Below are 12,770 nucleotides of genomic sequence, written 5' to 3' on the forward strand. Positions count from 1 at the left end.
AAGTAATTAAGCAGTCATTCAAGCGTGATTTAAGTCGCAATTTAAGCGTTAGCTAATTCACAATTAAACCGCAATTAAACCGTGATTAAACTTACGATTAACTCGCCTAATTCTTAAAGCTATGCACAGGCGCTGGAATTCTTCCGCCGCGCGAAACAAACTCCTCGCAGCTTTCGGTATTTACTGGCATAATCGGAGCGTACCCCATTAAACCGCCAAAGTTGGCCATTTGCCCAACGCTTTTTCCTTCCACAGGTATTATGCGCACAGCAGTTGTTTTTTGGTTTATCATGCCAATTGCTGCCTCATCCGCAATCATTCCAGATATTGTTGCAGCAGTTGTGCTTCCAGGAATCGCAATCATATCTAGCCCTACGGAGCATACGCACGTCATTGCTTCTAGCTTTTCTATTTTAAGGCAGCCAGACTTTGCAGCAGCAATCATGTTTGCGTCTTCCGAAACAGGTATAAACGCGCCAGAAAGCCCGCCAACGTAGCTGCTGGCCATTATTCCGCCCTTTTTAACTTGATCGTTAAGCATTGCAAGAGCGGCGGTTGTGCCAGGCGCGCCAACAGTAGAAAGTCCGATTTTCTCTAGGACTTCGCCTACGGAATCTCCCACGGCTGGCGTTGGCGCAAGCGACAAGTCTATTATTCCAAACGGCACGCCAAGTCTTCTAGATGCCTCTTGCGCAACCAACTGGCCGACTCGCGTAATCTTAAAAGCCGTACGCTTAATCGTCTCGCACAAGAACGCAAAATCCTTGCCACGCGCCTCGTCTAGCGCGCGCGAAACCACGCCTGGCCCAGATACGCCAACGTTTATTACAGCGTCTCCCTCAGTTACACCGTGGAATCCGCCTGCCATAAATGGATTATCGTCTGGAGCGTTGCAAAATGCAACGAACTTTACGCATCCGTACGAATCACGGTCTGCAGTCGCGCGCGCGATTTGCTTAACTACTCGTCCAAGCAACTCTACGCAATCCATATCAATTCCAGTTCGCGTGGACCCAACGTTTGCGCTCGAGCACACAATATCCGTCTCGCTCAAGGCTTTTGGCAGCGACTCTATAAGCATGCGGTCGGCAGCTGTCATGGATTTTGCAGGCAGAGCGGAGTAGCCGCCAATCAAATCTACTCCAACTTTTTTGGCAGCCTTATCTAGCGCGTGCGCGATTTGCACAAAGTCGTCTGGGCTTTTGCACGCTGCTGCTCCAACAAGGCTTATTGGCGTTACGGTTATGCGCTTGTTTACAATCGGGATTCCGTAGTCGCGCTCAATCGCGCAGCCCGTGCTAACTAAGTCTTTTGCAAGGCGCGTAATCTTGTTGTACACGTTTTCACACACTTTTTGCACGCTTGCGTCTGCGCAGTCTAGCAGATTTATTCCCATTGTTATGGTTCTAACGTCGAGCTTTTCTTGCTCGATCATGGAGTTTGTTTCGCTCACTTCCATAATGTTTAGCATGGGCTTCTCCTACTAATCCCTAGATTCTGTGCATGTTTGTAAAGATTTCCGCGCGCTGGCAGTGTATGCTAACGCCTATTTCTTCGCCCAGCTTTGCCAATTCTTCGGCCAGCTCGCCAAATTCTACGCTTATTTCGTTTACGTCTACAATCATCATCATGTTAAAGAATCCGTTGACGATTGTTTGAGATATATCTAAAATATTCGCCTTGCTATTTGCTAAATGAGTCGTAACTTTTGCTATGATTCCTACAGCATCTTTGCCCACTACGGTGATTACGGCTTTGTTTTCATCATTATTAGTGGTGTTCATAATCACTCCTATTGGCTATATGTGATTTTTGCTGCGCAACAGCTGTTCTATCTATTCTACTTGCCATTCGCGCGCGTTTTTCTCCCTATTTATACTATTGCCCGCCTCGTATAATCGACGATTTGTGCAACACGCCAAAATAACATCTGGATAAATTCTTATAAAAGGTTAAAAATTTATAATAAAATCCTCCATATATTGTTATATCAACATAATATGCATCAAATACCCCCCCCCCCATCAGTAAATTTTACACTTGTAACTAATGTCACACTTAAAAAATTTCACTCAAAAAACAAAAATACGATATAATATTTCGAATAAATGAATATTTATCTTTGTGCACAATTACGCGATGCTTGATTACATTCACATCAAGCAAACAGAACATCAATGCAATATATGCGTCACAAAACCATTGAACAAAGCAAAGCACAAAAAGAATGGGGATTATTATGGCAAAGAACACTCGCCAAAAGCACGCTCGCAATCAAGAGTATCGCTCACTTGTAAACGTAAGCGCCGATTTTAGCGCATCAACCGCGCGCAAACTGTCACTTAGCGCGCTTACAACAGTTCTTACTGCAGCCACCTGCTTGGGCGGTCAGCCAATCCTCGCATCCTCTAATATTCTTCTTCCTCCAACTACAGCGGCTTTTGCGGATCAAGTGCGTGATGCAAACACCACTCCATGGCTACATACGCCGAATATTCTTGAGTTCCAAAGGTATCGTTTTGTTAACAGCAATGGCAAACCTGGCAAAATAGAAGCAGACGGTTTGGGTGATTACGATAACACCACCAAGAAATCGGATATGTATGCACATCTTAAAAAGAACGGAAACGACCAGTACCTAGTCTTCGACGTGTTCTTTAACAACGACGGCAAGTCCATGCTTAAAGCATCAAAACAACAGCAGTATGTTTGGCAAATTCCTTTTGCAGTTGCTGACTTGGATAATAACGGCTTTTACAAGTCAGACACATTAAGTGATTTAAGCTTTAATTTTTATAAACGAAATAACTCTAGTTCACAAATGACAAACGCTGTTCTTTCACGCGATTTTTCATTATTCACTAAAGAAGATAGCCAATCAAAAAATCTTAATGACCCATTGCAAGATGACCAGCACCTTGGAAATTCTATTTACAAACCAACCTTCGGCATAAGAGGAGGAAATAGCAACAAGCAAGATTTGAGTAATACTTTCCACAATAATGCAGGCGACGGCGTCATTAGCAATGCTACAACATTGAAAGGCGTATATAGCGGCAAGAGCTACGGCATCGGCTTAAGAACTACAAACGCCAACTATGCAGTGCACATGCATTGCAAAGTAAAGTTACGTCCAGGAGTCACTCTTGACGAGATTCAAGATGCTTATACATGGGCAAATACAAGTACTTATGGTAAAAATACTAACTCAGCATACACATTTATTTCTGGTCGCGAGCGCTGGACTGAACCAGATCTTAAGCGCACAAAAAGCGATAAAATCCCTCCAAAGCTGTATTTTAATGACAAAGAAATTAGCGATTCCAACAACAGCATTGACGTGTATCAGGGTGAGTCACCAAAGATTACTTTCGGCACATCAGATGACAGCGGAAAGGTGACGAAGTTCTCTGTAAAAGGATTCCCAGACTTTGCTAAAAATGGCGATGTTAATGAGAAAGATGATAATGGTATTGATGCTAGCGAAAGCAATCCTCATACAAAAGTTATTAATAGGACTACATTTATACACAAAGATAAAAGTGGCAATCCAGTAAAATCCGACTACACGATTACTGTTTCTGCAACCGACGCTTCTGGAAACAAAGCAGAAAAGAAAGTCACAATACATCTTAAAAATCTCAATCAACAGTACAAGGAGCCAACCACTACCCCAATTACTGTTAATTGGGGTCATAAGCTTACTGAAGCTGATTTCGCTAATAAAATAACCAATGTAAACGGCGGAAAAATCGTCTTTAATCCATTCCCTTCAACCGAAATCCCTAAAGAATACTTTAACGGAAGGGAAACTCTTCCCGCAAGCGCATCTGCAAAAGTTGTATACTCAGATAACTCGTATCACGTTGTTACGATTCCTGTAAACATTAAAAAACCACTTTCTTTGCAACATAAGCTTAATGGAAATACCGTTAATGCTACTGTTGGCGAAGATCTTAAAAAGATAAATGGCACCAACAAGGTTGACGCTAAGCAATATCTTGGCAAGCTTGACGACGCCACTAAGAAGAACATCAAGAGCGCAGAGTGGGTTGACAACGAGCCTTCCACAGATGTTGCAGGAAAGAGAGAGTACACTGCTAAAGTCACGTTTAACGACGGCAGTACTGCGGAAGAAAAAGTCACTTTTATTGTTAAGCCTAAGCAGCCTAAAATTGAGACTGATTTGACTGGTGTTGCAGGAGTAAACGGCAAGGAAGTTGTAGTTGATGCTGGCTCTGGTGCAGTTGGAAGCACTGTAACACTTAAGGATAAAAGCGGAAAAGCTATCGGCACGGGAACCGTTGGAGCTGATGGCAAAGTTACGATTACAGTTAAAGACGGCATTCCTGAAGGAAAGATTACTGCCGTAACTACTACTGCAGATTCCGTAAGCTCTGAAGAAAGCAAGCCTAAGAACGCTAGTAAAGACGATCAAAAACCAACACTTACTGCCAATAAAACCAAGGTTGAAGTCGAAGTTGGCAAAGATTTAACTATCAACCTTACAGCAACAGATGATGTAAAGATTGACGACTTCAATATTGCAGCTCCACTAGCGAAACTTGTAAATGGTGATTTTTCACGTTTGCAGATTGATTACCAAGGAACACAAGATAATCCTAAAGATCGCAAAGTAAAAATTACAATACTCGGCATGAAAGAAAGCGAAATTGGAGAACACGAACTTACGTTCTCAGTTACCGATGCTGCTGGTAACAAAGTAGAAAAAACTGTAAAGGTAACAGTTAAGAAGAAAGAAGATCTTAAGGCTAGGGATATTACTGTTGACTTAGGTGAAAAGCTAGACGAAAAATGGGCAAAGAAAGCTATTGCCAATAGTCGCAAGCTTCCGAAGGGAACTAAGTTTGCTTGGGCAGAGAAGGACAAACCAAACACTTCAAAGCTTGGTAAGGAAATGCCTGGAACAGTTATTGTAACTATTCCTACTAACGACCCAAAGAATCCACGCATTGAAACTGTTGAGGTTAAGGTAACTGTTAAGGATCGTAAAGAGCCTGAGGTTACGATTAAGCAAAATAACGGCAGTGAATATAAAAATATTGATATTGAAGGTAAATTTGAAGGAAAAATATTTACTCAAATAGCAACTATCACTACATACCGCGGCGATAAGAACGATATTAAGATTACTGCAAAAGACAATAGTGGAGAAGTTACAACTCTTACTTTAACGCCTAAAACTCCAGGAGAGAAAGAAAAAGATCCTACTGGAACTGGCACAACAGCAGATCCTAAGACTTTAACGCTTGATGGTACTACTCCGCTCAACATTGAGCCTAGAACGTATACGCGTACCTTAAAAGCTGTAGACCCTTCTGGTAATACTAATGAAGTAACTGTTAAGTTTATTGTTAAGCCGCAGGCAGATAAGTATAGCAAAGTCACAGACACGCCTGTTACGTACAACATGAGTAGCGGAACAACGCATCCAGATCCTAAGAGCGGCATTAATGCAACTGATCTAAAGAAACTCCCTAGCGACGCTACCTACTCTTGGGCTACGGAACCAGATTGGAATAAGCCTGGCAAAGATACAGCCGCTAAAGTCCGCATAACTTTTGCAGACGGTTCCTTTAAGGACGTAGATACAAAAGTTACCGTTAATGACGATATTCCGCCTGTTATTAACACGCCTAATACCAATAAGGCAAAGAGAGCAGACACTGAACAAGCTGAGTACTACCAATTTAAGGTACATAACGGCAAACAGTTCAACATTGATATCAACGCTTATGACAACAGCGGCAAGATCAAGAGTGCAACACTTAGTATGCCTGAAGAAATAACTGGCAGTAAGATTAGCATCACTGATAAAGATAATAATTCTGCGGAAAAGCCTGCAAAAATTACTATTACAGGTACTGCTCATCGCGCTAACAATACTAATCCTGATGCAAATAAGTGGTCACGTGAGCTTAGTGTTACAGATGAAGCTGGCAATACATCCAAGCTAAAGGTTCAGATTTCCGTGTACACGGATGCTGAAGAGCATAATGCTACTGCCAAGCGGATCAATAATCCTACGGATAACAACGCAATTACCAATGCGATTACTATTACCAAGAAAGATGACCCGAGCTCCACTGTTGATAGAAGCAAGTTAACTTTCACAGTTGGCGAGATTCCTAAAACTGATGGAATCCATGCCGTTCCTGTAAAAATCACATATCCAGATGGTTCCACCACTACGGTTGAAGTACCTGTGTTGATTAAGCTGCAAAACAAGATCTACAATCCTAATGGGAAGACTATTGAAGTTCCTTGGCATTCTAATGCTAACGAGTTAATTAATAAGATTAAGAATGTAAATTCTCTTACTTGGGAAAATAACAAAAAGCCAACAACAGATCCAACTGTAACTATTGTAGGAGGCAACAGTTCTGTTCCAAGCACCGATAAGGTTGGCAAAAGCCAAGTGCAGGTTAAAGTTACGTATTCGGATGGCTCTAGTGACGTTGCAACAGTAACTGTTAATGTGCTGGAGCCACAAAACAAAACTTACACGCCAGAAGGTAAGACTATTAAGGTTGACTACAATACAAATCCGAACAATAGCATAAAGAATAGTGTAGAGACGAATGGCGTTAAGCTAAAGAAGAATGGCGCTGACGTAACTTTACCTAATGACGCAAAAGTGACCATCGACAACGACAACACTATTCCAAATGGCACTCAGCCTGGCGATTTTACTGTTCCTGTAACAATCACCTATGGCGATGGTTCAACGGATCACGCAACGGTAACCGTTAAGGTTGGCGAGCCTCAGAATAAGAAGTATGAGCCAGAGCAGCCTGATGGAATCAACGTTGGATATGGTAATAAAACCAAACCTTCTGACAGTGACATCATTGCTAAAGTCAAGTTTGACGATAACAAGCAACCACCATCTGGTACAACAATTACGGTTGACAAAGATCAAACACAGATCGACACTAAGACTCCTGGAATCGTAAACGTTAAGGTTACTGTTAAGTATCCAGACGGTTCTGAGGATCACGTGGAAGTTCCTGTAACAGTCGGCGAACCAGATAACGTGACTCACAAGGCTTCTGCAACACCTATAGAGTTGCATAAAAACGAGGCAAAGCCAACAGAGAAACAAATCAAAGATAAAGTTAAGACTGGTGTTAGCGCAAGCGAGGATCAGCCAACTATTACTTTAGATAAGGATACGATTCCAGAAACCACTCAAACTGGCACAACTAATGTTCCTGTAACTATCACATATAAAGACAAAACGTCCACAACTGTGCAAGTGCCTGTAATTGTTAAGGATTGGAATAAAGACGAGTACCCTCCAAGCGCTGATCCAGTTGAGGAGCCGTATGGCACTAGTAAAGAAAAGACCAAGGAAGCTATCAAGAATGCTGTAACTGTTGATTGGCCAGATAAAAATGATACGAGTAAGCCACAGCCAACAGTCACCATTACAAGCGACGATAAAGATATTCCAAGCGGTACCGAACCTGGCACAAAGACGGTTAAAGTTACGGTGACTTATCCAGACACATCAACAAAAGAAGTTACTGTTGATGTAACTATTAAGAACAAGCAGTCGGATACTTTCGAGCCGAAGGTAACACCTGTTGTTAAGCCGTATGACACGAAGAAAGATGAAATCGAAAATGCAATTAAGGATGCTGTAAAGATTCCTGATTTTAAGTCAAAAGAAGGCGAAAAGAAACCAGAAATAAGCATTGTAACTGGTGACGGAAACACAGTTCCAGATGGTCAAACTCCTGGAAGCTACACTGTTAAAGTCAAGATTACATATCCTGATAAAACAGAAAAAGTTGTTAAAGTTCCAGTAACTATTAGCAGCAAAGAATCGGACGCGTATCCTCCTAAGGCAGATAGCATTACCAAGAAGAATGGCGAAAAGCCTTCGGAAGACGAAATTAAGAATGCTGTAAAGATTCCTAATTGGCCATCTGACAAAGGCGAAGTCAAAAAGACTGTTGATTCTAATAGCATTCCAGACGGCAACAAGGGCGGCACTTTCAACGTTCCTGTAACAGTTACCTACCCGGATAAAAGCGTTGCTAAGATCAACGTGCCTGTAAACATTGGCAACCCAACTGCTACAGCTAAAGTTGTGACTGTGCCAAAGGGCGTGGAACCTAAGCCAGAAGACAGCATTGCCAATAAGGATAAGTTCCCTGATGGAACACAGTTCAAGTGGTCCAAAAAGCCAGACACGAACACGGAAGGCAACGACAAGTCAGGAATTGTTGTTGTAACAGTTCCAGGTCAAGATCCTGTGGAAGTGCCTGTAACTGTGAACGTTGTTGATCCAGGTGCTCCACAAATTAACGTGCCACAAGGCACGGATTTGCCAAAGGCAGAAGATGTTATTAAGAATAAGTTCCCTGATGGCACGCAGTTCGAGTGGAAGCCTGAAGATAAACCGGATACTAACAATCCTGGCGCAAAGAATGGCAAGATTATTGTTACGATTCCAGGTCAATCCCCTGTAGAGGTGCCTGTAACAGTGAACGTTACGCCAAATCCAGAAACGAATGTTGTTAACGTGAAGGTTGGCGACAAACTTCCAGACGCATCGAAGGGTATTGCTAATAAAGATAAGTTCCCTAAGGGAACCACCTTCGACTGGAAGAAAGATGCTGCTCCAAAGACCGACAAGCCAGTCACCACTACTGGCACTGTGCTAGTTCATATCCCAGGTGTGAAAGATCCAGTGAAAGCCAAAGTTACTGTGAACGTAAACCCTGCGCCTACAGCGCAGGACACCACCGTCATTCAGAACAGCGATCCAGATCCTAAGAACAGCATTAAAGACAACGATAAGTTACCTAAGGGAACCACCTTCGAGTGGAAGAAAGGTGCTGCTCCAAAGACCGACAAGCCAGGCAATACTACTGGCACTGTGATTGTAAAGATTCCAGGGCAAGATCCTCAAGAAGTGCCTGTAAAAATTACTGTTACAGCATCTCCTGAAGGAAAAGACGTAACCGTGCTGCAAAATACTGACGGCAAGGACAACACTCCTAAGCCACAGGAAGTTATTAAGAATAATAGCGATTTGCCTAAGAATGCTGAGGTTTCTTGGAAGAAGAAGCCAGACACGTCACACGTTGGCAACCAGCCAAGCGTTGTGACTATTACGGTTCCAGGAATGACTCCTGTAGATGTGCCTGTAAACGTGCTTGTTGTGCCAAATCCAGAAGGCAAGACGGTGAGCGTGCCAGTAAACGCCAAGCCAAAGCCAGAAGACAGCATTGCAAACAATGGTGACTTCCCAGATGGCACTACTTTCGAGTGGGAGAAGGATAAAGACGGCAAGGAAACTGGCAAGCCAGATACGTCTAAGACTGGCGATAATGTGTCTGGCACTGTGCTCGTCAAGATTCCAGGCCTAAAAGAACCAGTAAAAGTCAAAGTAACTCTAAAGGTTACAGACAAGCCATTTATCAACGATAGTAGCGCAAAGAACACGCCAGAAAATCCTGATAAAACCACTATTACTGGTAAAACTCAGCCAGGAAACACAGTAACTGTCAAAGACAAAGACGGTAATACTGTTGGTACTGGAACTGCTAACAACGATGGCAACTTCACTATCGAAATCGATAAGAAGAATCCTGGTACAAAACTCGAGCTTGTTCCAAGCAATGGCAAAGATGAAGGCGAAGCTACTACCGTAAACGTTATTGCAAAGCCAAAAGCTCCTACAATCACCGTTCCTTCGGAAAGTGAAAGCGGAAAAGCAACAGGCGGAAACGTAACAGTAACGCCTACAAAAGATGACAGCGCAACAGTTGTTACGATTGTGATTACTGCTAAGCCAAATCCGCTTAACGGCCCAGAAAAGCCAGTTCGCACGATTGTTGTTAAGAAGGGTGACGACAACAAGTGGAAGATTGACGGCCCTTATCCTAGCGGCGTAGAGGTTGATGAAGCTACCGGCAAAGTTACGATTCCAGCAAAAGACTTGGAGGACGGCAGCACGATTACTGCTGTTGCTAAGGATAAGGATGACCACTCTTCGGATAAAGCGGAGAAAACAACTGGCTTTAAGACTCCACAGATTACCGAACAGTCTATAGCAGACGCTCCAAATGGTGGCGGAAGCGGCGATAGTGGCAATCACGAAAAACAAGTGATTACTGGTAAAACCGATATTCCAGGCGCAACTATTACTGTTACCGATAACAATGGCAAGCAAATCGGAACAGGTGTTGCAGATAAAGATGGCAACTTCACTATTACTATCAACAAGCAAACGCCTGGCTCGATTGTAAACCTTACGCCTACAAAAGGCACTGGTGATTTTGCTAAGACTGGAAACACTGTTGAAGTAACAGTTGGCGGAGATATTGCCGTTCCACGCATAGACACGCCTGCAGACGGAAGCGCCACAATAACGCCAAATCTTACGGATACGCGCGTAGATAAGGTTGTTATTACGTATACGCCTGAAGGCGACGGAAGCACGCCGCAAACTGTTACAATCACCGTTATCGCCGAGGGCGATATGCGCGTGTGGAAGATTGACGGAGACGCTCCTAACGGCGTAACTGTTGATCCAAAGACTGGCGTTGTTACGATTCCAGCTGCAAACGTTAAAGACGGAAGCACAATCACCGCTTTTGCAAAGAATAGCACAGATAGCACTGCTGGAGGCTCGTCTAGCACTGTTACAGGCACGATTGCGCAGCCTGGAGACGGTGGTAGTGGCGATAGCGGCGAAAGCGGAAGCCACGCCAACAACGCCAATAACGCCAATAACGCAAACAAGAATGGCAGCAACGCCAGCAACGCCAACAACGCCAACAAGAATGGCAGCAATAATCATGGAAACCAATCTCGCAATAGTGGATCTAATAGTGGATCTAGAAGAGGTAAGGGTGCGCTAGGTAATACTGGCGTTGGTGTTGCATTAAGTGCTCTTGCGTCTGCGATGCTTGCTGGCATGGGTGCTGCAGGAAGGGCTGTATCTCGCCGCAAGAAGCGCAACTAGCTAGCACGCGCTAGTAAACTATAAACCAACAAACAAAGGCCTGGAGCGATTGCTCTGGGCCTTTTGTTACCCGATTTTCTGAATTCTGCAGCTAACCTGCGCGAACGATATTTCCGCACTTTGTACCATATTCCACCTAAATTACGTACAAAACCCGGAAAAAACTTCCGCATTTTGTACCATATTTGACCTAAAAATGGTACAAAAAGCGGAAAACAGATCGTGTCGTTCGCGCAGTTTAAGCGCGCGAACGTCAATGAATAAAAAAAAAACGCGGTAAAATACCGCGAAAACAAACATATTGTGGGTGATATAGGAATCGAACCTATGACCCCTTCCGTGTGAAGGAAGTGCGCTAGCCGCTGCGCCAATCACCCAAAATTTTTTTAATTATGCGTGAAAGGCAATCCTTTCGAGTGGGCGATACAAGGTTCGAACTTGTGACCCCTTCCGTGTCAGGGAAGTGCGCTACCACTGCGCCAACCGCCCAGGTTGTTTATTAAGCTAACACGCTCAATCGAGGTGGGTACGAGAGTCGAACTCATCTATACGGCTTTGCAGGCCGCTGCCTAACCGCTTGGCTAACCCACCACAAGGCCGATAACTCACCAGACCTAGAGCGGACAACGGGACTCGAACCCGCGGTCTCAACCTTGGCAAGGTTGCGCTTTACCAACTAAGCTATGTCCGCAATGCTTTCTCGCTAACTAATGCCAGTCCGAAGCACGAGTAACTACTATACCAGAAATATTTATAAATTCAAGTCCGCCGCCCGTTGGCGTGTCGAATAGCAAACACTGTTAAATTTTCTACCTAACATTCTTTAAAACTCCGTACCCAATCGCCATCCTTCCCCCATTTTCAACATATTCCCTAATATTTTTTTGCAAACTTGTTTCCGTCTTGCCACTTTCCATGCCACTTTCCATGCCACTTTCCTTGCGCACTTCCCCACACGCTTCTACATTGTTTTCCTTGCCACAATTTACACCATTTTCACCACGCCCAAAAATCTTGCAATTTTCTCCAAAAACCCAACGCTTATAGTCGTCAGAATATGCAATTCCAAAAACGCGAAACATAGATCTAAATACTCGAATATTCGACTTTTCTGGTAGCAACTTATCTAAAGCAGGATCAAGCAGCCACGATATGCAATAAAAAGTGCAATTCTTTAACTCAGGAATGTACTTATCTATAAACTCATTAGCCAACATAAAACTTATCGTTAAATTTTCTATGCTTAACTTTGCATCAGACGGAATATGTACGCTTACCAAATTTTGCCTTTTGCAAAACTCAAATTCTAATTCACCTAATCTAAATATTTTCATAGAAAGAAGACGCGGGAACCAAAATTCTTCGCTAAAAACAAAAGGATACTTGCCAACACGAATCTTCTTAACAAATCTTTTAATAAAACCAAAAGTACTTAAAAAGACTTCATCTTTAATTCCAGCTTGTTCATATCTTCTACGCACCAAAAGAACGCATGCCATAAATATTGAAAGAATCCGCATTCCGCTATCATCAGCACAATATTCATTCAATTTTGCAACTGCTAACTCTTGATTAAACCCGTCATTAAAAAGGTCTTGTATGCAATCCATCAAAACAGAAATATCTATATTTTTAAAAGATTGTACTATTGTGCGCGTTAGGCAATCATCAAAATGCAATTCGTTACACAGATTTTCAACATCTTCTGCAGTCTGCGAAATCAGGTATGACTTTTCATCTTCTTTTAACAAATCACACATTTTTA

General features: G+C 43.0%; 4 protein-coding genes and 4 tRNA genes. 1 reads left to right on the forward strand and 7 read right to left on the reverse strand.

Translation table 11 applies throughout. From position 1 onward, the window contains the following. Positions 1-106: 106 nt before the first annotated feature. Together HXT36_RS03580 and HXT36_RS03585 are read right to left on the reverse strand one after the other, a co-directional pair. Complete coding sequence (locus HXT36_RS03580; protein ID WP_421778584.1) at positions 107-1,471, reverse strand: PFL family protein; 1,365 nt, start codon at positions 1,469-1,471, stop codon at positions 107-109. A 19-nt stretch (positions 1,472-1,490) separates the two neighbouring features. Then, positions 1,491-1,784, reverse strand: coding sequence for an ACT domain-containing protein (locus tag HXT36_RS03585; protein WP_016836341.1), 294 nt, complete (start codon positions 1,782-1,784; stop codon positions 1,491-1,493). 455 nt (positions 1,785-2,239) lie between these two features. Between HXT36_RS03585 and HXT36_RS03590 the strand changes: the two genes are divergently transcribed. Continuing rightward, positions 2,240-11,005 carry a Rib/alpha-like domain-containing protein gene (locus tag HXT36_RS03590; RefSeq protein ID WP_421778585.1) on the forward strand — a complete coding sequence of 2,922 codons (8,766 nt, stop codon included), beginning with the start codon at positions 2,240-2,242 and terminating at the stop codon, positions 11,003-11,005. Between the two features lie 304 nt (positions 11,006-11,309). Here the strand turns inward: HXT36_RS03590 and HXT36_RS03595 are convergent. The 5 genes from HXT36_RS03595 to HXT36_RS03615 form a co-directional block, all read right to left on the reverse strand. Next, positions 11,310-11,382: transfer RNA gene (locus HXT36_RS03595), tRNA-Val, on the reverse strand. Positions 11,383-11,422: 40 nt separating this feature from the next. Beyond that, positions 11,423-11,494 (reverse strand) — tRNA-Val (locus HXT36_RS03600). A 31-nt stretch (positions 11,495-11,525) separates the two neighbouring features. Beyond that, positions 11,526-11,596, reverse strand: a tRNA-Cys gene (locus tag HXT36_RS03605). 27 nt (positions 11,597-11,623) lie between these two features. Further along, a tRNA-Gly gene (locus HXT36_RS03610) sits at positions 11,624-11,696 on the reverse strand. Between the two features lie 118 nt (positions 11,697-11,814). After that, positions 11,815-12,765 (reverse strand): acyltransferase domain-containing protein, encoded by a 951-nt coding sequence (locus HXT36_RS03615; RefSeq protein WP_421778586.1) that lies wholly within the window; start codon positions 12,763-12,765, stop codon positions 11,815-11,817. Positions 12,766-12,770: the final 5 nt, after the last annotated feature.

Origin of the sequence: Gardnerella sp. DNF01144 (assembly GCF_049244245.1) — a bacterium.
Taxonomy (GTDB): domain Bacteria; phylum Actinomycetota; class Actinomycetes; order Actinomycetales; family Bifidobacteriaceae; genus Bifidobacterium; species Bifidobacterium piotii.

Excerpts from the sequence above, each read along its gene's own strand:
- HXT36_RS03580 (WP_421778584.1), bottom strand. The coding sequence starts at position 1,471 with ATGCTAAACATTATGGAAGTGAGCGAAACAAACTCCATGATCGAGCAA.
- HXT36_RS03590 (WP_421778585.1), top strand. The coding sequence starts at position 2,240 with ATGGCAAAGAACACTCGCCAAAAGCACGCTCGCAATCAAGAGTATCGC.
- HXT36_RS03585 (WP_016836341.1), bottom strand. The coding sequence starts at position 1,784 with ATGAACACCACTAATAATGATGAAAACAAAGCCGTAATCACCGTAGTG.
- HXT36_RS03615 (WP_421778586.1), bottom strand. The coding sequence starts at position 12,765 with ATGTGTGATTTGTTAAAAGAAGATGAAAAGTCATACCTGATTTCGCAG.